Below are 22253 nucleotides of genomic sequence, written 5' to 3'. Positions count from 1 at the left end.
TCAAACTAAAAACGAATTTTTAGCTTCTAGGAAGGATTACTTTAAACGTCGTTTCTCCCGGTTTCGAATCGAGTTCGATGCGACCACTATGCTTAAGTATGATTCTTCTAGATATATCAAGCCCCAGTCCGCTACCTTCGCCGGGACCTTTTGTCGTAAAGAATGGATCGAAGATCTTTGCTTTTACTTCGGCAGGAATTCCGGGGCCGTTGTCCCATATGGAAACTGTCACGTCGTCGTTGGATTCGCGAATGGAAATCCTAATCTTACCTTTGAAGTTCATTGCTTGTAACGAATTGTAAATAAGGTTTGTCCAAACCTGTAACAAATCGTCGGGAAAAGCGGGCACTTTAGGCCGAATCGGAAAATCCAATTCAATTTCGACTCCGTTCTTCATTTGATTATGATAAATGGTCAAGACGGTTTCGATATTCTCTACTAGATCCGTTTCTACTTTTCTCCCGCCGAAATCGATATGTGCATAATTCTTTAATGCATAGACTATTTTTGAAGTTCGATCCACGGCTAAACGAATCGAAGTTACATTCTTGAAAGTTTGGATTTCCTCGATTGCAAAATCAAGAAGCGGGTAATTGGATGGGTCGCCGAACAGGTCCGGAAATTCCTTTAGGGCAGTTTGAAGACCTATATCCATTATTCTATCCGCTAGATCGTAGGCATTTTCGAAACCGATTTCTGTGAGATTATTTTTAATATCTTTTAAGATGATTCTTCGCTCTTCTCTGGTAAGCTGCGATTCTTTGCTTTCTAAACCACATCGGATAAAATTTGAAAGATTATGAATAAGGAGCGAATTTGCGGAAGAGAGCATTATTCCCAATTTTTCAAGTCTATCTGCCGAAGAATTTAGATAGGCTTTTAGTTCGCCGCTTAATGCGGATATCGCACCTAAAGGATTGTTTATCTCGTGGGCGATTCCGGCAACTAATTGCCCTAATGCGGCCATTTTCTCCGAAAGGATAAGTTGATCCTGGGTTTTACGAAGATTATCCAATGCTGAAGCGAGCTCGGAAGTTCGAATAGTGACCGCTTTTTCCAATTCTTCTTTCGCTTCATTCCTTTCCGCGTTCAGCAAAAGTTGGGTGACTTGTTCGGTTACCGTAACTGCGAACTGCGATTCGTATCCTTTCCATTCCCGCAACTTTCCCCGATGGTCCAGACGAACGACTCCTTTAATCCTACCTCTTAAGAATACGGGTGCGTTTAGGAGTGAGGTGATGTTTAAAGGAGTACAATAAATATCGGCGAATTCTTTCGTACGCGGGTCGTTGGCTGCGTCTTTAATGTCCAGGAACCTTGCCGCCTTTATAGCTTCGAAGTAACTAGGATAATCCGATAATCGTACGGACATGCTTTCAAGGAATCTGTTACTTCCTCTATCCCAGCCGGCGATTAATGTCCAAATTTCCTCACTTCCTTTATCAAAAATCCAGATCGAGGCTCGGTCGCAATCCAGCGTTTCAGAAGCCATTTTCGAGATTTTTTTTGCAGCAGCTTCTAAACTTCCTGAAACGAATTCGGGATCTCTCGTCATTTCTAGAAACGCTTTTGCCTGCATCGACAGTCTTTGAGCCTGTTCTTCTTTTTCCATCGCAGCGGCTTTAGATAGAGTAATGTCGCGAGTGATCGCAATCAACGAGGGAGATTTTCCTAAATTGATGATCCGCGCCGAAAAGCTGGCATCGACTTTGGAGCCGTCTTTACGAGTAAGTTGAACGTCGAAATCCCTCATGACTCCTTTTTCGCTTAACGTTTCAACGATCTTATTGCGAACGTCGCTCGGCCATATTCCCAACTCGACGGACGTGTTTCCGATAGCATCCTCTTTCGGATACTGTAGCATTTCAGTAAATCTTTCGTTTACACTGATATAGGTTCCCGTTGTTAGATCGGAAATCGTGATAGTATCCGGATTCATCTCGAATACGCGTTCGAAGAGTTCTTTACTCTCCTCTAGTTGGGCAAAATATTCGTCTCTTTCCGCCTCGATTTTTTTCTTTTCAGTAATATCGATCAGTAGGGCGAGTAGCATCTGTCGATCATTCATTCTGAAAACTCGGTTACCCGATAACACTTTTCGCTGTGTACCGTCGGAATGAAGTATGGTGGCCTCGATGCTGCCCGTCCATCCCTTCTCCTTGAGTTCGGCCAGTAACGTTTTACGATCGATGTTCTTTTGCCAAATTCCAAGCTCGAGAGAGGACTTTCCGATAATCTGTTCTCTCGTGTATCCTATCAGCTCGCAGTAAGATTGGTTTACCTGCTGGTAAACTCCCGTTTCTAAATCGGATAAAGAGACTGCGGCGGGATTTAGTTGGAATATACGTTCGAATAGATCCTTATTATATAGTATCTCTTCGTTTAATCTTTTTGCTTCTTCTTCGGCCTTTTTTCTTTCGGAGATGTCAGTACTTACTGAGATGACGTGCGGACGCCCGTTGAGAGTTACCATACGACCGGAATATAAAACAGGTATCGGAGTGCCGTCCGAGGCTTTAAATACGGTTTCCATACTTGCGACTTCGTTTTTCGTTTTTAAAGAATCGTAAACGTAGGATCTAAATTCCGGATCTAAATCCCATATATGTAATTCAGGAGTTGTCTTGCCGATTACCGCGTCACGGGAAAACTGAATCAATTCCAAATATCGTTCATTTGCATCTATAATGCGTCTAGTTTCCCAATCGGTAAGCACAACTCCTGAAGGGATTAGTTGAAATAATTTTTGAAATAACTCTCGGCTTTTTTCCAACTCTTTCGCTAATGATTCGAGTCTTTCCCGAGATTCTTTGATATCGGAGATATCATGGCCGATCGCTAGTATTTTCTTTTCTCCTTTGGATTCCAATATTCTGGCTGAAAATAAAATGGACCGAATCTTTCCTTCGGCTGTTTTCATGGTGATTTCAAGGTTTCTTACGATACCTGCGGTTCGTAAGCCTTCGAGAACCCTTGCTCGATCCGTCAAGTCGTAGTAGACGCCTAATTCAACGGGGGTTTTGCCTAAAGTTTCTTCCTTAGTTTTTCCGACGTATTCGAGAAAAAGATCGTTTGCTTCTAGGTAGGTTCCATCAGCTTTCGAAAGCGTGATAGCCGAAGGGTTAAGACGAATGATTTGATCAAGGATTTCCTGTTTTTCCTGAATATCTTCTAATAGCTTTCTCTTTTCCCGGTCTTCCTTGATCCGATCGGAGATCGGAGCCGTGATTGTGAGAAGAACCGTCGACCCTTTGTATTCTATGATCTGCGCGGAAAAAAGTCCCCAAAACTCTTCTCCTGATTTTCTTCTAAATAAAAGTTCTAGGTTATTTATCCAACCTTTCTCTCGAATCACTTTCATTGTTCGAGTGCGCGTATCGACATCCTTCCAAATCTGCAATTCTACGGTCGTTTTACCTAATAGCTCGTCGTAAGTGTACCCGACTTCTTCTTCGAATCGTGTGTTGACATCTATTAGTTTTCCGGAATCTATTTCCGATATGCTCATTGGGAGAGGATTTAGGTCAAAAATTCGTTTGAGTGCTTCCCAGCTTTCTTTGGTTTTTCGATAATTTTGGGAATTTAATTCATCCCTTGTTTTTTTTTGGGTTATATCTCTAAATGTTCCCCAGATTACTTTCCTTGCTCCTCGAGATTCGGTTAAGTAATACATTTTTACCGACACGGAAACTAATGTTTTATCTTTGCGAACGATTTCCTTTTCATATTCTTCGGTGTAACCGTTCGGAATGAGTTGTTCTTTGATCGTATCGGCTTCGATGGATCTCCAACGATCGGCAGTCAATTGCCAGACATTCAGGGATCTTAGTGTCGATCGGGTATAGCCGGTAAGTTTTAAAAAAGAATCATTCGCATCGAAAATCGCTCCTTCGGAATCGGCTATAACGATTCCCTCTCGACAAGATTCGAAAATTTGCAAAAGAAATTCTGATTCTAAGAAGCGAGGATTCAATTCACTATTTCCGATACGAATATACTAGAAGGCTAAAAAATAACAATCTATAGCATAATCAAAATCATTTTTTCGGAAGTCTAAAAGCCTTTTCTGAAAATCATTATCAACTAGTTCGTATTATTACGGGGGTTTATCTAACGTAGAATTTCATCCTTTATCGGTGAATAGATAAAATCTGTCGATTTTGTACGCGTTCTCGGCTAGTTCCGACATTTCTGACTTCCATTTCGATGAAAAAATAAATTTACAGCCTCGAAGCGATAGTCTTTAATCGAGAACTCAATGTTAGAATTTTTCGGTTTCATCGCGTTTATAGTTCTGATTTTTTTCTTAATTTACCCCTTTATATTAGGTTCAAGAGTAACGGAGCTAAAAGAAAAAGTCCGCCAGCTCGAAGATAGAATTAAAGAGCTCGAATTACCTTCAAAGCCTCCTGTACGTGAAAGGGACCGAATTCCGGACGAAAAACCGATTTCAACAAAGGAATCGATAGTATTGCCGGCAAAAGAGCGGGTCGTTTCCGAGGCTAAGAGAAAACCCGTCGCATCGATTCAAGAATCATTGCCTCAAGAATCACTCCTGTCTCCTAAGAAAAATCCGGTGAAATCTCAGACTTGGGAAAAAGTCGAAAAGATAGTGGCCCAGAATTGGACGGGAATACTCGGGACTATCATTTTAGTCATGGGGGTGGGATTTTTAGCTATATATGCAGCTTTAAAGGTTTCACCGTTACTCCGGTTCCTGATGGTTTTGGGGATAGGGGCGGGATTATATGCCGCTTCACTCTATCTATTTACTAAAGAATTTTGGAAACAAATCTCATACTGGCTAAAAAGCGCTTCAGGTGCAGTTGTTCTATTTGCATGCGTCGGCGCCGCTTCTTTGCCCGGAATGAAATGGATCGAAAATGAGATTCTAGCGCTCGTTATTGTGCTAGGTGGAATAACGATAAATTTATCGTTAGCTTGGTTTGCATCCTTACAGAGATTCGCCAGCTTACATATCGTTTTGAGCCTGCTGGCTCTTGCCATCTTACCTTCTACAAACTTAGTATTTTGCGTCGGAGTAGGTGTTGCGGTTTTTAGCGCCGCCTTATCGTATAAAGCGAAATGGGAATATCATCTTCTTCAGACGGTTGCTTCTTTCCTAGTCGTCAATTTTCTTTTTAAAAATCATATCATTTCATCCGAGGGAGAATACGAATCGATGGCCCGCATTTTCGGGCTTACCGGGACCGGTCTCGTAGGACTAATGTCTTTGTTGGTTCATTATCGAAAAGTGTATGCTGCGGAAAAACTGGAAATCCTTCCGTTCATCACTCATTTCGTTTCCTGGTTGAGCGTAGGTCTCGGATTCGCCTTATATTCCACCGGATCGAAATGGAATGCGCCGATCCTTATTCTTATATCATTATTACTTTTTTTGCATGCTCGAAGGGCGCGCAAAATCGGAATTCGTTGGCTTTACATTACCGATACATTAGTTTCCTTGGGAATCGCATTTCTAGGTGTAGTGTTCCTCGGTCGATGGGAGATGGGGTATTTATCGATTACCTTGATCGTAAGCGTACTTTTTCTGCTATTTTTTATCGCCGTATCCGAAGAGAAGGAAGAACTTCTACGATGGATTGGCGGAGCGCTTCTTCACTTTTCCTTTTTATCATATTTAGTTATTTTATGGTCTTTGGCCGAGCAAATGCAGAATCTTAGTTCTTGGAGAAATATTTCTGCTACGCTTAGCATAATCTTTCTTACCTTTGTAGTCCAAGCTATCGATTCGATTCGATATTCCCGACAAGCCGATTCCTGGGACGATATTTACGGTTTTTCGGACGCTATGAAAGTATCGCCTTCGGGAATTCTTTCCGGGTTTCTTGCCTCTGCTTTATGCTATCAATGCGCCGATATAAAGGGTGTAGAATATTTTTTTCCCGTTTTCGGAATTCTTTTATTGCTTCTACGACAAAAGACTAACTGGAACGGGTTAGGTATCGGTTTATTTCCGTTTACTATTGCAATTCATTCTCTGGTTATCTATGCGGCAAGAAACTCGGACCCTTGGGAACAACTCGTTCGGGATATTCCACTGATCGTATTTTGTCTGTTTGCCATTCCCTTATCGAAAATTAATCGAAATGATGGAGTTTCGGTGTACCTATCGCAGCCAGGTGCAGCCGTATTATCTTTACATATCATAATACAAATTTTGTTAATTGCAGGGCCGGTATCGCCCATCTTACCTGGAATCATCTGGCTGCTCTTCTCCGTCTTTTATTTGGAATTTTACTCATTAGTTTCGGCGAAATCTCCGGTTTGGATTTCCGATTGGCGTAAGAGTCTTGTTAATTCGAGGATCGTATGGGGTGGATTTGCGTTAACTTTTGTCGGACTCTTTATCGGTGCTCATATTTTAGTTCATCTTCAATCCGAAATTTATATCGGAATATTCAAAGTCAGACTTTTAATTCAAATCTTTGCAATCGGAGTTTTTCTGTATTGGGCAAATACTTCCGTTTTAGGAAAAGGAGGAGATATCGGAATTAGCCGAAGAATAATCCCTCTTTTTTGGGAACTTTCTCTTCTAACAGGTATCATTGCTTTAGCGCTCGAAATTCCTAGTAATTGGTTACCTGTAGCTTGGATCTTGCTGGCATTCGTTACTGAACTCCTGAGTCGACGAATTTCAATCATAGATAGGTTCCACTTTTATTCCCTGACCCTTTTTTGGATTTCGTGCATTCATACTGCTTTTCTATCCAGTTCCAATACGACGCCGTCGTCTTTCTGGACAGACCAGGAATGGGTCGGCGGTTTGATATCCTTATTTTTTCAGACGGCATACCTTATTATGATTTATACTCACCCGTCGTTTCAAAGAGGAGAGCAGGAAGGATTTCCGGGAACTATTAACCGTTTAGCCGAAAAAATTCAGACTAAAATTAATATTCTCATCTTCTATCCGTTATTCTTAACCGTCGCTTTGTTTCTTTTTTGGAGCTTTGACACTGCGTTCTTAACGTTGCTATGGATGACGGAAGTCTTCGTTGTTTTTCTTGTCGGGTTATTTCTTAAAGAAAACCATTTCCGATATGTTTCGTTATCTGCAATGGTAATTTGCCTACTCAGACTAATCTTTTGGGACCTTTCCAAATCATCTACGATTACCAGGGCGCTTGTCTTTCTTGGAGTCGGTGGAATTTTGATCTTAATGAATACGATTTATAGCAAATACAGAAATGCGGAAGGAAAGGAACCGAATGCCAAATAAGAGATTCTACGCGTTAATTTTATTGGTTGTTTTCGGTCTAGTCTTAGGACTCGCGGTTGCCGTTAACAAAGTCGGCGTGGAAAAGTCGGTAACATTAGCGCCTGCATTTCAACTGCTAGGAAAACCGGTAAAAACTTTAGACAGGGCGTTTACCAAGGTTCTTCCGATCGACAATATAGATGAAAAGCAACTAGGTGATGCGATTGCAAGTAGATATGAAAATTACGGAAGTACGGAAAACCCAAAAGATTTAGCGTACTTGCAAGGACTAATAGCAAAACTTACAGCGTGGAATAAAAAGGGATTCAATTATAGGATTCTAATTATGGAAACTTCTCAGGCCAACGCTTTTGCAATGCCGGGCGGTATTCTATTCGTGACGTCAGGGCTACTAACTTCCGTTAAATCCGAAGCAGAGTTGGTAGCGGTATTGGGACATGAAATCGGCCATGTGGAACTTTCACATTGCATGGATGGAGTTCGTTTCGAATTATTAAGTCGCAAAATCGGATCTTCAACGTTGGGCGAGCTTGCAGATATCGCGACCGGGATTTTACTACGACCTTCTTTCAGCAAAAATCAGGAAGGCGAATCCGACGAATACGGGTATAAGATCCTGCTCCGAGAGGGGTACGATCCGTTTGCTATGGGACGCACGTTTCAAAGACTAAAGGAATCGTCGGGTGGAATCGAGCGTCAGGAATCTCCGATAGGGGAATATTTTATGACGCATCCATACTTGGACCTTCGTTCCGAAAAGTTTCGGGAGAAGGCAAAGAAACAGGAAGCAGGAATGTATTATGTCGGCGAAAAAAACCTGTCAAACCGAACAAGTAAGTTCGAATCGGAATACGAGGATGAATTTATAAAAAGAGATTAGAAAGGCCGACATTTAAGGCATCGATCTTTCTCTTTGGAAAACTTTTGCTGTCGGAATCAAAAAACTTTCCTTTCAGGTTGGAAATTTTCTTCCATGTACTTCGGTCATAGCAAAGGCCGCGGTATGAATAAATCGTTACACTCGATTCTCCCTCTTTTTTTTAGCACGACTTTTTTGTTTGCTCAAGATCCCCACGTAATTACGATAACAGGTTTTGCGAAAGTCGGAATGCCTGCGGAGATTTCCGAAATTAAAGTGGGAATAGAATCCGAGGCTACGACTGCCGAAGAAGCGCACTTGAAGACCTCCAAAAAATCCGATGAACTGGTTCGAGTGCTGAAAGCATACAAAACTATCGGTCTGCAAACCGAGGGAATCCGAATAATCCCTGTTCATGAATATTCTAAATCCTCTTCTGCTCGCGAAACAAGGGGTTATAGAGCTCTAAATTATGTTTCCATTAGGGTTTCGATTAATGATGCAGGAAAAATCTTAGATGAATGCGCAAAATTCGAAGCCAACCATATCTTCGGACTTCGTTTTTTTCCTACTCAAGAGAATGATCAGAAAGCGTCCCTTCAAGCGTTGCAAGAGGCGGCACAGGATGCTCGTCAAAAATCCGACGCAGTTCTTTCGGCCTTGGGGTTGAAGGCTAAGGAAATCATAGAAGTACAGGCTGATGCGGGAAATCCAAATACCTTGTCACAGCAACAGTTACGAGGTATGACTAAGGAAAGGGTCAATTTACCTACGGAGGGAGGTATGATATACTCCGAAGCAAGAGTAACTTTGAGAATTTCTTATTAAAAAATCTGCAATTTTCTTGAAAAAACTGTGTCCAGCAGTCTGGTTTTCGGTATATGGTACTTAAGGAATGTTACCTGAGTGCCAAGCGAAAGCCGAACCCTCGGTTAACATATATCCAATTCTCTTCACTATTCTCACTACGTGAGCGACCCCGTAAGGGGTCGCTCCGGTCTTTTGAAAAAATTTTCTATTCCAATCAGGAATATGTTCGAACCGAGGTTATCACCGAATTTGCCTAGAATTTTGTTAAGCGAATCACAAATCTTTTAAAATTTCCGCTTTCTTACGTTCGTATTCTTCTCTGGTAATAAGCCGTTTTTCCAATAATTCTTTTAAGACTTTTAAACGCTCCTCTGTCCCTTTCGTCGTTTTTTGCGGGTTTGAAGAAGTCTTACCGTCAGGTAATTTTGCTGTCCAGAATAACGGACGCACGCAAATTCGATTTTGATTTTTTTGGTTTGTAACTAAGTTACTTGAATATTCGAGGCCTGCCGGGCGTATTTCGGAAAGGAAGACTTCGTTTCTGGACGAGGTGATCGGTTCTTGAATTGGATATAGAATCCAATCCCGGAGAGTATATGTAGTTTGAAAATCGACGACTTGACCGATTTCTCCGAAATCTAAAACTAAACAATTCGCATTATTATGAATGTAGAAAATTGTTCTTCGAATCCGCAGACCCGGTCGGATCGGATCTTCTCTCTTTAAAATTACTTGATATCCTTTCGGTGTACCGTCCGGTATTTCCCGCTCGGCTTTGTACAGCAATTCCGCTAGCTTGCTTACTTCATCTTCCGAAAATAATCGAACTAGTTCTTTCGCTCCGACTAACGAATCGGAAACTCCGATATATTTGAACAGGTTTTGCCAACGACGAGTGAATTCCGCTTTTTCATCTTCATCGAAATGGACTCCGTTGAGTATTGAAGATGCAATCGGTAACCAAGTTTCAGGTTCGAGAAATATCGGAGTTTCGGGGCTTTTATGAATGTAGAAGAAAACGACTGAATCCGATACGGATGCCATCCCTTTTTTTTGGTTGGAGAGACAGTCGACTCCGACGCAGAAAATTAAAATGAAAAAGAAGACTTTAAGAGCGATCTTTTTTATTGGTGTCGCCTTTCTTAAGGATATTTCCAATTTTTCCAAGTTCCTCAGGCTTGATTTTAGTACCGGCGGCTTTTCTATTTTCAGCCTGTATTTCACGGTACACTTCCGCTCTATGTACGGAAACCTCTTTCGGAGCTTTTACTCCGATCTTAACCTGGTCTCCCTTAATATCCACGATTACAATTTCTATGTCATCGCCGATAATGATTGATTCATTAGTTCTTCTGGCAAGTACGAGCACTTAGGACATCTCCACGGTAGCGCTTTCAAGAATCTTTTCTCGAACGGAATGAACTTCGTTTCTTGAAATGAATTGTCTACCCGTTAAGGTGACTTTATTTATCAAAATCGGACCTTGTAAATTCGCAGTCATAGATGCCGGATCATCGCCGGGAATCGTGACGATTACTAGAATTAGGGCTTCCGAAACTTCCTTTAGATCAATTTGAGAAAGCTCCTCCACGGTCAACGCAGGCAAATATTCTTTCTTGAACAGGGAAGGGGGGATGACCACAAAAGCGAGTTCCACTTCGTCGATCGACTGCAACCATTTAAATACTGATTCTTCTTCTTCTTCGATTAATGCGAAGTTTTTATATCCCGCAAAACCGAGTAATCCTTCCGGAAAGCGAATCATTTGCTGCTCCGATACTCGAATTTTTCCGAAGGGTTTGCTTTGGATTTCGACCATAACCGACCTTTTTACGGACCCTACTGGGAGACCGTCATTAGTTTAACCGTTTCCGGCATGCCTACAAGGAGAATTCCTGAAGCATACCGTGAAATCCTACATCCTATCTGAGGAAGTCCATCAGAGTAGGCTTAATAATTTTAGAACCTACATTCAACGCATATTGATGAATCGTTTCCAACCACTTTAGATTCATAATCGTCTCAGGGAAATCTATGCCTTCGTTCTTGGCGAGGAGTTCCGTCATGTAAGACTTATCGAATTCGACCCTTTGAGAATGTTCTTCCATCCGATTCATTCTCGCGCCCGTAATTGCGCGATAGCGGAGTACGTTTTCCAATGCCAAGTCCAAGTCTTGAATGTCTCGACCCGAAATCCTTTCCTGATCTTTCTGAATCAGATCGTTTCTGAATTGTATAAGCACATCAAAAATTGAAAGTCCGGTAACGGTGGCGGATTTGCTATAATTATTAGGCGGTTCGGAATTTGCCGAATCGATCAGTCCGATGTCACGAAGAACCGTTCCACCGTCGGTATCTTCCAGCCAAATTTGGTGAGGGGCTGTCGAGCTTAAGCTAATATTATCCTGAGCGAGTTTATTGGCCTTAACTTCGATAGGCGCATTATTAATTTTATCGATAATATCGTCGATCGTATCGCCGGCAGAAACTTGAATTTCCGTACCGTCGATCTTAAATTTCTGATCCGAAACGGCTACGTAACCGGAATTGTCCACACGGCTTGTAACGCTCATATTCGTTCCCCAGAAAACTTTATTTCCGGGAATCGTTACTGGAATGTATTCGCCCTTTTCAATTTCGCGAATCTGCTCGCCGATATCGCCGCGATATTCCACGCCGATATACTGATTCTTTAATTCAAGACCTTGTAAACCTTTGATTTTCGATTCGATGGGTTCGAACGGTGGACGTTCAATTACGTGTCCTCCGAAAAGGGGACGTCCTGTCGCGTCCCGAGTGTTTGCGATATCTACAAGGGCTCTGAGCAGCTCGTCGATTTCCTTACCGACCGCGACTTCCAATTCAAATCCCTTATCGCCTTGGTAAATGCCGTTGGAAGCCTGGACTGCAAGAACTCTGGCTCTTTGAAAAAGATTTCCAATCCTATCCAACTCACCGTCGATTTGTTGAAGCCTGCCGAATCCGTCGTCGATATTCGCTTGGAATGTTTCCAATTCGTTTATACGAGAACGAAAAAACATTTGGTTCGTAGCTCGACCGGGATCATCGGACGGCGTTTTAATACGCTGTCCTGTTCCTAACTGGTTTTGGGTTTCATCTAAAGCGACCTGATGACGATTTAGCGTCCTAACCAGTGTGTTGTTTTGCATCATGTTCGTGATCCGCATCATGGCTTCGCCTCCTTGCTATTCCTCGCGGAAGTTTATGCGCCTAATCGATTGATGATCGTATCCAGAATTTCGTTCATGGTATTGATCATCTTAGCTGAAGCATTATAGGAATGCTGGAATTGAACCATATTGGCCATCTCTTCGTCGAGACTGACTCCCATGACCGATTGCCTCATGTTTTCGAGTTCCGTCATTAGGTCTGTTTGAATTCCCCATTCCTGCTTCGCTTCTCTCGCTTCGGTGCCTAACTTTGATATGAGTGAGTTATAAAAATCATCCGTAGTCTTGGAATAATCCACCATGACCGGATTATTTCTTAGTGCGGAGGCAACTAATAACGCGTTGCGTCCGTCCTTATGTCCGCCGGGAGAATTATAATCTCCGGTTCCTCCCACATCTTTTCCCCGAGCTGCGGCAATATTAGCGACATTATTAGCGATTTGCTCGTTGATTCTAAAATGAGAAGAAGGATGAAAGTGCGGAGATAGAGTAATGTCTTCCGGTTTCGATTGAAGTTTTGTTATTTCCCCTAATCGTTTATAGTCATAAGCTCCCGTCGGTCCTGAAGCCATGAGTATCCCGGTCAATCCTACTAACAAATCGCCCGAATCTTCCAAATGACGGAGAATAAAATTCTTTTTAGGGGAATCCTCTGCAACAGTCGCTTTAAGAGCGAGCTGGTTGTCATGGTTCATATATGCGACGACCCCGACTTTCGAAGCGTTAATTCTCTTAATGATACCGCTTAAAGTATCATTCGCTGAGTAAGGAACCAACACTTGTGTTTCTTTCTCATCGGGACGATGGAAAGTCAGTGTTCCTCCGATGCCGATCGGTCTATCCGGATCGAGTGTATTCTTTCCGGTAGCTCTAAAGACTGCGGTGATATCATTTTGGCCGTCACCGTCGGAATCGTATTCTCCAAACGTATTAAGAGCCAAGGAACGAATATCAAAGAAATTTTGATTCGTATTTCCATTAACACCGAATCCGTCCTTATGAATCTCGTTAATGACATCCATAACGTTAACTGCGAGTGCATCTACTTGGTCGATTTTTTCTCTTAAGACTTTATCCCGAACTTCTATCAATCCTTGGAGGCGACCTTTGCGAAGGAGTACCGGATCGCCGGTTGTTTGCCAGTATAGATCCAGCAAACCGTCTTTCGAAGGATTACCTAGGACATCTATCTTACTCGCTTTTCCGCCCTGAACTAGAATTTGTTGGCCGATAAAGACCATCAATTCGTCTTCGTCGCTTCTTCCGATAGTGATATCCGTTAATCCTGATAATTCCTGCAATAACGAATCTCGTTTATCGTAGAGGTCGTTGGGTCTATCTCCTAATGCTTCCGATTTCGAGATTCTTTCATTTAGAGTACGGATATTTTCCGCGATTACGTTCAGATGCAAAGCATGCGATTCAATTTCACGATTGGATTGGTCTCGCAGCTGGGTGAGCTTACGATAGACGTCCTCCATTCGGCTTCCGAGTCCTTGGGCCTTCTCGAGAACCACGGATCGATGAGCGTTGTCTTCCGGATAATTGGACAATTCTTCCCATGAAGACCAGAATTTATCCATTAAAGTACGAAGAGTCGTTCCGTTCGGTTCGTTAAAGATCGTTTCAGTTTGATAAAGATATTCGTTTTTAGCCGCCCAATAATCTTTTACGCCCGAGGTTTCTATGATTCGATCATCGATAAAGTTGTCTCTTACTCGCTCGATGGAGGCAATCTCGACGCCCTGTCCGATCTGGCCCGGAAGATTGGCTCTATTTAAAGAAGGTTCGTACAAGGGATCCGTCGCTTGCATTACGACTCTTTGGCGAGAATAGTGCTTATTATCGGCGTTAGAAATATTATGCCCCGTCGTTTGCAGAGCTTGCTGGTGGGCCGTTAAACCTCTTTTACCGATTTCGAGTCCGGAGAATGTTGATCCCATAAATTTCTCCCTCCTTTCCTTGATTGCCTCTTATGCGGAGGCGTTTACTAAAACCGAAGAACGTTTGCGCGGAGTTCTTACAGTGACAGGGCTATCGTCCTCGTATGTGGAAACTTCGCCGCTTTTTACGTTCTCTCTCATCGCTTCGATCGTAACTTGTAGGAATTCCTGTCGAGTGCGGATTAAGCGATCGTTGGCCTTAATTCGCTCCTTCAATTTGTGTACGGTATCTTTTAATTGCGTCCCTAAATGCTTTAGCCTATGACCTGATTCACGATCGAGTTTATTAAGAAAATCGGTTAGGGTCAGAGGGGTAATGTCTTGAACGGAATTAATACTACCTGATTGATGTACTTCTTCCATCGCACTCATTCGAACTCTCTCAAGCTCGCTTGCGTGAACGATCAGTTCGTAAGTATTCTTCGCGATTTTTTCAAGCGACTTTCCGTCGGCTTTCGTCACTGCCGCGGTCTTTTCTATTTCTAACTCCAGGATTTCGGAGTATAAGCGAATCTCTTCCTTAAATAAGGAATAAATCCGTTCCAACCATTCCTCTTTTTGTAACGTCATAGTTCGGGTCCTGTTCCTTCCCATCGGCTATTCCGAAAATTTTATGAGGGGTTTTTATCTAAATTGGAAAAGGACGAAATTTGATTTTCGAAAAATGGAGCAGGAGTATCGATTTTATGGAAATTCTCCCTCTTGATTTTATCGGTAAGGAAGTTAGAAGGGACATAATTTTAAAATTATAAATTCGAGGGAAATAGGCTGATTGATTGCCGTTCATAGGAAAAATTTTAGAAGTCAATGAAGCCGGCAAACTGGAATTTTCATGCAGAGGACAGACGGGGGGACGTCTCCCCCGCGCTGCAGCTGCGTATGCGTCTTCCGCTACCCAATCGAGCGACCCGAGAGAGCGAGATTCCCGAAAGGTGACTGAACGAAGTGAAGTCAAATTTTCAATCAAACAAACTGCATTCGAATGAACTCCATATCTCCAGGGAATCGTCTGCTTGCACCCCCGGGACCCGAGGCCTCTTTCTACCGGAAGACTGATGACAGACGCGTTCGCTTTGCTCACGATAGACAGAAGCTGCTATTAATTGGAAGGGTAACAGAAGTAGAGGAAAGATCTACTGTACGCAAGAATCTTTCTCTAGAATGCGGAAACTCAGCTCATCAGTCCTTTATCCTCAGTCTTCTATCCTCTGCCAGCGGCAACGATGCGTAGGGTGCGAAGCAGTCGAAGCGCTTGCGGATAAACGGTGTATGTTAAGAGAAAAGAATCGCTGAGACCGGAGCGAACGCGAAGCCCGGAGGAGCGTGACCCGAACGAAGTGAAGGGGGCCGCCCGCAAAGTAGGAGTTAGAAGTAGGATACAGCTGGTCCGCTGTGGGAATTCAAATTCAATGATCCATTCCGAATCTGCGACTAAGCCGCGGAGTTCGATCGGAGGTTTTCGATTCTGTTTTTGAAGGATTATTTCTATATTTAACGTCTTACAACCAGTATTCGGATCGAACGAATCGAATCTCGGAATTCGTCTCGGATTTTACTACTTTTCCTTCGCAAGTAAAGCCTAAGGTTCTTAGGAAAAAAATTTCCGGGCTCGTCAGAATAAAGACCGAAACTAGTAGAGTATTTCATTATGACGATTGAAGCGACCCGCCGCAATATTGGACTTTTGACCGTTTTAATTTTCGTCTTTTGCCAAACTTTTTCGATCGACTCTAAAGAGGACTCTTCTTCCGACAAACTTGCGATAATAAAAAAAGGTTCGACTCTTCCGAAAATTTTAACTTCCGGAAAACAGGAAGGAAAAAAAACGCAGAAGAAGCAAGGCACTCAGATCGGGCAGGTAAAAACGCCTAAGCGAGGCCCAGGTGAAGTTGTCGAAAAAAAAGAATCGCTTTTTTCTTTCACACTATCCGCTCGCAAGTTTGCTCAGGGGGAGGTACTCTTTCTTTCCCTTTCCCCCGAACCGCATTTATTTTCGAAATTAGATCGAGTGAAAGTAACTTGGGAAGGGAACGAATTACCTGTTTTTAAAAAAGCCGGAACGATATCGGTTTTTATTCCGATTTCTCCCGAATTCCCGAAATCTTCCGGAATACTCGAGATAACCGAAAAGAATTTATTTAGAAAAAACGAATCTAAGAAATACGAAATTCCGATTCGTAAAACCGCCTTTGCTACCGCGAAAGTCTCCCATTTAACCATGGATAAGCAATATACTTCGGATAAGCTTCCGGAAGAAACGATGACCTTTATTAGAGAATGCTCGGAAGCAAAATCCAAGGCATTCCAGTCAAAGACGGATTTGCAGATCGCATCGGATTTCGAGTATCCGGTTTCAAATCCGATTTTAAACAGCCCATTTTACAAAAGAAGAATTTATAATAAAGAAAAGGGAAAGCCGCACGGAGGAGTGGATTTTAAAGGCGGTGTAGGAGAACCCATTTATGCGATTAACGACGGGTCGATAATTTTAGCTAGGCCGATGCACTATGAAGGAAACTTTACCGTCATAGATCACGGATCGGAAGTCTATTCACTTTATATGCATCAATCGGAATTACTCGTAAAAGTTGGAGATAAAATTAAAAAAGGCGATCTAATTGGAAAAGTAGGATCGACGGGCATGTCGACCGGAGCGCATTTGCATTTGGGTCTGCGTATCCAGGGTACTATGGTAGATCCGTTGTCTGTAATTCAAACCAAACTATTTTCGGTAAAGAGAGAACCTCAGAAGTAGACGCCGTTATTTTAACGGATTCTTTTTTGCAACGTGGTAGACAATGTCAAGGTGGGCGTTACGATTCGACCCTGCGGAGATTCGTATGGAACCAATAATGAATAGAAAAGATTTTTTGAAAACTACGGCTCGCTTTGCGTTGGCGGCTGGATCTTTACCGATTATTATTCAATCTTGTTCTAATTCTCCAAAAGGGGTTGAAGATCATGACCTACGATTTTCGAACTTTGAAGAAGCTGATCGCGAAATCGAAAAGTTAAGTACGGCTAGGAAAATCGTACAGTATGGGGATTGGAGTCCGTTTCAAATTCTAGTCCACTGCGCTGAAAGTATCGAATATTCCATCAAAGGTTTTCCCGAAAACAAATCCGTTCTTTTTCAATCTACGATCGGTAAGATGGCGTTTACTACGTTTTCGATGAGAGGCAAGATGTCTCATGATTTAAATGCACAAATTCCCGGAGCACCTGAGTTACCTAGAACCGGAACCGTCGAGGATGGAATCCTTGCATTAAGAAAATCTTTTGAAGCATTCATCAATCATAAAACCGATTTTGCTCCTCACTTTGCTTACGGAAAATTGAGTAAGCAAGAATACGAATTAGCTCACGCTATGCATATCGCTAATCACCTGAGTTTTTTAAAATTTCCCGGTTGAGGAAAAATTTATTCTCGGGTAACGCTACTTAGAATAGTTTCTACAGATTCCTCGTGTCTCCGATTTTTAATCAGGCTTTCGGTGACATGGAACAGCAATGAGTCCCCTTGGTTTGTTTCAGAAAGAACAAATATGCCGGTCTTAGCATATCTAGGATGTAACACATCATAGAAGGTCCAAAATTTCCCGGAATATCGGTTATTAAAGTCCTCATGCTCCAGTTCGTTTAACTCTTCCATATCTCCGCGACTAACGAGCAAATCCAGATACTTCTTAAACTCCGTGATTAGAGGATCGATTTCGACATAAGGCTGAGGAGTATGGAATATTCTAATATATGGATATCGATTCGGATCTTTATCGCTCGTGGAAATAACCCCGGCAATCTGACCGGTTCCTGTTTTATCTTCCCAAGTAAGGTCTTTCGGATTATGAAAATAGAAATCTTCGGGTAGCTTTAAAGAAAGTCGGAGATCTGGGTTTGAAAGAATCCTTGTGCTTTCATCAAAGTTCCATCTGGTTAAATTTTGCTCCTGGAAAGAGGGTTTAAAGTGCAAGTAGGCTACCCAGGCTTCGGTAAATTGTAGAGCCTTAAAGCTTCCGAGCCCGGATGCTAAAACTAAAACTCCTAGGAATCCGGCTTTGTAGTAGATTTTATTTTCCAAAAACCGAACGGAAAAAACGCAAAGACAATAAATGGCGAAGAATAAAATTCCGGACCGATTATCGAAGAATTCCGTAAGATAACAGATCGAGACGGAAAGCAGAAACAAACCGGCTTCTATCCAAGGTACTAAGGCCGTTGGCGGGCGCGAGATTCCAACTTCTGCAAAGATTGCGGGTACTTCGACTCGAGATTCGAGTTTGCGATAGGAGAAGACGATTCCCCAAAATAGCAAAGTAGAAGCAAGATACCCGATCAGTGCAAGACTAATCATCCAGAATAAAGGTAAATGAGATTCGTGATAGAATAAAAAGTAGAGAGCAAAGACGGAATAGACTATAAAGAGTTTCCTCGTAAAGGAAAGTTCTTGCAGCTTCTTCAGGAGGGTTGTTCCTTTTTCCCATCCCGGAACTTTGCGGAGCAAATTCATGAGCCAGATCACCCAGTTCTTCTCCAATATGAAGATGGACTTCGATAGGTTGAGCCAATCCATTGACGACCTAGTGAAAACCTATTACGCCATCGTTAATTTCCTGGAGATAGTTTCCAACCTCTTTCCTTTGGACTTAGTTCTAGTTTTAATCTTTTCTATTCCCTTATTGCTCGTCTTTAATAGCTTATCTCCATCGTCCCCGAGAATTAATTATACACTGGCGGTCCTTCTCGTATCCGGTATACGTACTTTTTTACAACATTCCATTTCCCAATCTTGGGAGATTTTTGCGGTTTCGAAAACCGCTTTAATTCTTTTATTGCCCGCTTATGCGTTTCTCTTGATTCGTTTGCTCTTTGAGCGTGTGCAAAAATTGGTTTCGAGAAAAAAAGCGTTATCGCCGCGAAACCTGGAAGAATCCTTCGGCGCCCTGCAGTCCGCATATCGAACTTTATCCATAGAAATTTATTCCGAACTGGATTCAGTAGGAGGCGGACCGATTTACCGCAAAAGTAAATTTCTACCGGCGTTAAAAGAATTAGAAGAAGCTACTGTGGGAATGCGTCGCTTATTGGAAAAACGAAAAATTACGGAGAATATTTTAAACTCCGGAGACAAAATCGATCGTTAAAATAGCTATTCGGTCGATTTGAAGAGATCTTTCACCGCGTCTTTAGCTTTTGATTGAGTATAATCTTCCCGATCGATCAGAATGAATTCCATTCCTTCTTTTTCAATTCGGGCCAGGACTTTTGCGATTTCTCCCGGGGCTTTTAGATTCGTGGCAAGATATTTAAACTTGGAGCCGCATTTAGGACAAGAACGATCCTTTGTATAGTTCAGTCCTAAATGTTTACAATTTCCGCAAGTTCCGTATAGATCATCGATTATTAGTAGGTGCGAAGTGACTTCGCTGACGCTCATCTTTTTCCAGACTCGAATGTATTTTCCGTCGTCCACTTGCATGGCTTTTATAAGTCCTTGAATCGACAATTAGTCAAGGGTTTTACGAACCGAATCGGAGATCATTGCGACCGCGATCTGGATCTCCTCTCCGGTAATACATAAAGGAGGTGCAAAGCGAATCGTATGATCATGAGTTTGTTTAGCGAGTAAACCTCGATCCAACAAATCATAGCATATTCTTTTAGCTACGGACCCTCCCGATTTTTCGGGCAAGAATTCAACGGCATTGAGTAGGCCTTTCCCGCGAACTTGTTTTATCTTATCAGGATATTCTTTATGCAGAATTTCCATCCCTTCCCGAAATTCAACTCCACGTTGTTCGGCATTCTCCGGAAGTTTTTCATCGAGGATAACTTGAACTGCGGTCTTTGCCACCGCTGATGCCAAAGGATTCCCGCCGAAAGTGGACCCATGCTCTCCTGGTTTCAAAGTCAAAATAACTTCATTGGAAGAAAGAACGGCAGATACCGGTAACGTTCCACCCGACAAAGCCTTTCCTAAAACGAGCAGATCGGGTTTCACGTTCTCGTGATCAGCGGCTAATAATTTTCCCGTTCGACCCAGTCCGGTCTGAATCTCGTCAAGGATAAGCAATACGTTTTTTTCTCGGCATAATTGAGAAATTTTCTTTAAATATCCGAAATCCGGCAGGATAACTCCTGCTTCGCCCTGGATAGGTTCGACCATAAATCCAGCTACATTAGGATCTTCTAATTCTTTCATTAATGCGTGAATATCGTTATAAGGTATAACAATAAATCCGGGAATAAATGGACCGAATTCTTTTCGACTATTCGGGTCCGTTGAAGCTGAAATTGCACCTAAACTTCTTCCCCAAAAATTACCCGTTGCGAAAACGATTTTTGCCTTATCTTGGGGAATTCCTTTTACTTGGTAGCCCCATTTACGAGTCAATTTCACCGCCGTCTCGGCGGCTTCTACTCCGGTATTCATGGGTAACATTCTATCAAAACCGAAGGTCTCGCATAAGAATTTCTCGGTGATACCTAATTGGTCGTTATAGAAAGCTCTAGAAGTTAATGTCAGCCTCTCGGATTGCGAGATTAAACTTTCGATGATACGCGGGTGGCAATGCCCTTGGTTTACCGCACTGTATGCAGATAAAAAATCGAAATATTTCCTTTCTTCGGTATCCCAAAGGTAAATTCCTTTTCCTCTTTGTAATACGACGGGAAGGGGCTCATAATTGAAGGCGCCGAACTTTCTTTCCAAGTCAATATATGATTGTGCGGATTGCGTAGGCATCGATACCTATTTCTATCTTATACATGAAGCTACAAGGAGATTTCGAGATTTCCCTTGACTTTTGAATGACGACGCAATGAAAATTAGCGTATGAAAAATTTTCTTTCTTACATGAGAAGATTAATGTCGCTTAGCGCCGGTCTTATGTTCCTTTCATCTTGTTTATATACTAATATTAAATCTCCAGGATGGTATTATTCTCAAAGCTATACGGATGTTCGTGGAATGGAGCCCGTAGGACGCCTTACGGGAACATCATGTGGAACGAGTTGGTTATGGTTGGTTTATACCGGCGACGAAAGTTATGAAAGTGCCGTTCAAAATGCTGTTAAAGATAGGGCGGACGTGCTTTTCGACGTTCAGACCGATTACAGTTATAAGTCATTCGTATTCGGGTTGTATTTTGAGAAATGTACCCGTGTATCCGGAATCGGAGTTAAGCTTCCACAACGGTTATTGAAAAAGGAATGAACCTTTTGTCTCCACGAACGGTCTTTGCGTATTTACTACTGCTCATTCTGGAACTATTGAATTTTACTTCATGTATTCAAACAGGCGGTACAAGAACTCTGACTCGTAGAAACCCCGAACCATATCCGTCCGGTTTAGGTATTCCCCCCGAAAATGAAGTGAAGTTGAACGGCTTTCACTTTCGGGACCCTTCCATTCATTATGGTGCAGGTTCGACTGCGTTGAAAACAGGCGGTTTCGATGGATGGGTTAGAGCTACTATTTCCTTTCCGTTTAAGGATATGTTCCACACGTCTTTAGAAGGATGGGATTGGTCGGAGTATCGAATCGTTCGATTTGAAGGAGAGAGCAAAGGATGCCAAACCGGAATCCGATTGGTATTGCCTCTTAAACAAGGATCGAGGGATAGTTATATACCGGTTAATTTCGTTTTCGGCCCTACTAGCTTTTATGAAGAATTGCAAGGTAAGATGAAAGAAAATTCGATCGAGGCACTTTTTGATAGTCGCCTCGATTTGGAGAATACTGCATACTTATTCGGAATTTTTCGAAGGAAATGCATTCGGTTTCGCAGTTATGGAATTCAAAAATTCTAAAAATCTTCCGTTATTTTTGGCAGCCTTTTTCGGATTCACCGGGGTTGCGTTCGGTGCCTTTGGAGCTCATGGATTAAAATCGATCTTAAGTCCGGATTTACTGACCATCTTTGAAACCGGGGCGCGTTATCAACTAATCCATTCCGTCGTTTTAATGATATTATCGCTTAGTAATAAATGGAGCGAATCGAAAGAATTAAGAATCGGATATTGGCTAATACTTTCCGGAATTTTAATATTCTCCGGTTCGCTTTATACATTATCAATTACAGGAATTAAAATTCTGGGAGCAATTACTCCACTCGGAGGAATTGCTTTTCTTCTTGGATGGGGATTCTTGGGTTATAGCGGAATAAAAGGACGATGAACTTCGGGCCAAAAAGTCAAATTTGGCCCTC

19 protein-coding genes are annotated in these 22253 nt (G+C 42.3%); 9 read left to right on the top strand and 10 right to left on the bottom strand.

The genetic code is table 11. The features are described from left to right. Positions 1 to 19: 19 nt before the first annotated feature. A complete protein-coding gene (locus LEP1GSC050_RS11875) occupies positions 20 to 3973 on the bottom strand; it encodes a PAS domain-containing sensor histidine kinase (RefSeq protein WP_020987400.1) in 3954 nt (1317 codons plus the stop codon). A 285-nt stretch (positions 3974 to 4258) separates the two neighbouring features. On the opposite strand from LEP1GSC050_RS11875, the gene LEP1GSC050_RS11870 reads away from it, so the two are divergent. The 3 genes from LEP1GSC050_RS11870 (at position 4259) to LEP1GSC050_RS11860 (ending at position 8930) form a co-directional block, all read left to right on the top strand. Further along, positions 4259 to 7243 carry a DUF2339 domain-containing protein gene (locus LEP1GSC050_RS11870; protein ID WP_010571431.1) on the top strand — a complete coding sequence of 995 codons (2985 nt, stop codon included), beginning with the start codon at positions 4259 to 4261 and terminating at the stop codon, positions 7241 to 7243. After that, entirely contained in the window at positions 7233 to 8123 is an 891-nt protein-coding gene (locus tag LEP1GSC050_RS11865; RefSeq protein ID WP_010571430.1) for a M48 family metallopeptidase, read from the top strand. The genes LEP1GSC050_RS11870 and LEP1GSC050_RS11865 overlap by 11 nt, the downstream gene beginning before the upstream one ends. Before the next feature lie 123 nt (positions 8124 to 8246). Further along, positions 8247 to 8930 carry an SIMPL domain-containing protein gene (locus LEP1GSC050_RS11860; RefSeq protein WP_040911649.1) on the top strand — a complete coding sequence of 228 codons (684 nt, stop codon included), beginning with the start codon at positions 8247 to 8249 and terminating at the stop codon, positions 8928 to 8930. Positions 8931 to 9185: 255 nt separating this feature from the next. Here LEP1GSC050_RS11860 and LEP1GSC050_RS11855 read toward each other — a convergent pair whose 3' ends face one another. The 6 genes from LEP1GSC050_RS11855 to LEP1GSC050_RS11830 form a co-directional block, all read right to left on the bottom strand. Then, positions 9186 to 10070: an SHOCT domain-containing protein gene (locus LEP1GSC050_RS11855; protein ID WP_010571428.1), complete on the bottom strand. Its 885-nt coding sequence runs from the start codon at positions 10068 to 10070 to the stop codon at positions 9186 to 9188. After that, a complete protein-coding gene (gene csrA / locus LEP1GSC050_RS11850) occupies positions 10021 to 10281 on the bottom strand; it encodes a carbon storage regulator CsrA (RefSeq protein WP_010571427.1) in 261 nt (86 codons plus the stop codon). The genes LEP1GSC050_RS11855 and csrA overlap by 50 nt, the downstream gene beginning before the upstream one ends. Continuing rightward, a complete protein-coding gene (gene fliW / locus LEP1GSC050_RS11845; RefSeq protein WP_010571426.1) occupies positions 10282 to 10731 on the bottom strand; it encodes a flagellar assembly protein FliW in 450 nt (149 codons plus the stop codon). 103 nt (positions 10732 to 10834) lie between these two features. Then, on the bottom strand, positions 10835 to 12100 hold the full coding sequence (locus LEP1GSC050_RS11840) for a flagellar hook-associated protein 3 (RefSeq protein ID WP_010571425.1): 1266 nt from the start codon (positions 12098 to 12100) through the stop codon (positions 10835 to 10837). 35 nt (positions 12101 to 12135) lie between these two features. Continuing rightward, positions 12136 to 14046, bottom strand: coding sequence for a flagellar hook-associated protein FlgK (flgK, locus tag LEP1GSC050_RS11835; RefSeq protein ID WP_010571424.1), 1911 nt, complete (start codon positions 14044 to 14046; stop codon positions 12136 to 12138). Between the two features lie 30 nt (positions 14047 to 14076). Further along, positions 14077 to 14616 carry a flagellar protein FlgN gene (locus LEP1GSC050_RS11830; RefSeq protein WP_010571423.1) on the bottom strand — a complete coding sequence of 180 codons (540 nt, stop codon included), beginning with the start codon at positions 14614 to 14616 and terminating at the stop codon, positions 14077 to 14079. Between the two features lie 1078 nt (positions 14617 to 15694). Here LEP1GSC050_RS11830 and LEP1GSC050_RS11820 point away from each other — a divergent pair. Next, positions 15695 to 16801, top strand: coding sequence for a M23 family metallopeptidase (locus tag LEP1GSC050_RS11820; RefSeq protein ID WP_020987168.1), 1107 nt, complete (start codon positions 15695 to 15697; stop codon positions 16799 to 16801). Positions 16802 to 16886: 85 nt separating this feature from the next. After that, complete coding sequence (locus LEP1GSC050_RS11815; protein WP_010571419.1) at positions 16887 to 17459, top strand: DUF1569 domain-containing protein; 573 nt, start codon at positions 16887 to 16889, stop codon at positions 17457 to 17459. Positions 17460 to 17467: 8 nt separating this feature from the next. Here LEP1GSC050_RS11815 and LEP1GSC050_RS11810 read toward each other — a convergent pair whose 3' ends face one another. Further along, on the bottom strand, positions 17468 to 18553 hold the full coding sequence (locus LEP1GSC050_RS11810; protein WP_010571418.1) for a hypothetical protein: 1086 nt from the start codon (positions 18551 to 18553) through the stop codon (positions 17468 to 17470). On the opposite strand from LEP1GSC050_RS11810, the gene LEP1GSC050_RS11805 reads away from it, so the two are divergent. Then, positions 18552 to 19187, top strand: coding sequence for a hypothetical protein (locus LEP1GSC050_RS11805; RefSeq protein WP_010571417.1), 636 nt, complete (start codon positions 18552 to 18554; stop codon positions 19185 to 19187). The two genes, LEP1GSC050_RS11810 and LEP1GSC050_RS11805, sit on opposite strands and share 2 nt — an antisense overlap. A gap of 5 nt (positions 19188 to 19192) precedes the next feature. Here the strand turns inward: LEP1GSC050_RS11805 and LEP1GSC050_RS11800 are convergent, their stop codons facing one another. Next, the gene (locus tag LEP1GSC050_RS11800; RefSeq protein WP_020987262.1) at positions 19193 to 19522 is read right to left on the bottom strand and encodes a hypothetical protein; all 330 of its coding nucleotides are present in this window, start codon (positions 19520 to 19522) and stop codon (positions 19193 to 19195) included. 27 nt (positions 19523 to 19549) lie between these two features. Further along, the gene (gene rocD / locus LEP1GSC050_RS11795; protein WP_010571415.1) at positions 19550 to 20788 is read right to left on the bottom strand and encodes an ornithine--oxo-acid transaminase; all 1239 of its coding nucleotides are present in this window, start codon (positions 20786 to 20788) and stop codon (positions 19550 to 19552) included. A 111-nt stretch (positions 20789 to 20899) separates the two neighbouring features. Between rocD and LEP1GSC050_RS11790 the strand changes: the two genes are divergently transcribed. The 3 genes from LEP1GSC050_RS11790 to LEP1GSC050_RS11780 are packed head-to-tail and all read left to right on the top strand — an operon-like array spanning position 20900 to position 22222. Further along, positions 20900 to 21259 (top strand): TRL-like family protein, encoded by a 360-nt coding sequence (locus LEP1GSC050_RS11790; RefSeq protein ID WP_156895995.1) that lies wholly within the window; start codon positions 20900 to 20902, stop codon positions 21257 to 21259. Continuing rightward, positions 21256 to 21855: a hypothetical protein gene (locus tag LEP1GSC050_RS11785; RefSeq protein WP_010571413.1), complete on the top strand. Its 600-nt coding sequence runs from the start codon at positions 21256 to 21258 to the stop codon at positions 21853 to 21855. Before LEP1GSC050_RS11790 ends, LEP1GSC050_RS11785 begins: the two co-directional genes overlap by 4 nt. Further along, positions 21836 to 22222 (top strand): DUF423 domain-containing protein, encoded by a 387-nt coding sequence (locus LEP1GSC050_RS11780; RefSeq protein ID WP_010571412.1) that lies wholly within the window; start codon positions 21836 to 21838, stop codon positions 22220 to 22222. Before LEP1GSC050_RS11785 ends, LEP1GSC050_RS11780 begins: the two co-directional genes overlap by 20 nt. Positions 22223 to 22253: the final 31 nt, after the last annotated feature.

Source organism: Leptospira broomii serovar Hurstbridge str. 5399 (assembly GCF_000243715.2).
GTDB classification, from domain to species: Bacteria; Spirochaetota; Leptospiria; order Leptospirales; family Leptospiraceae; genus Leptospira_B; species Leptospira_B broomii.
The sequence above is the reverse complement of the archived record's forward strand: the minus strand, read 5'-3'. Positions and strand labels throughout refer to the sequence as shown.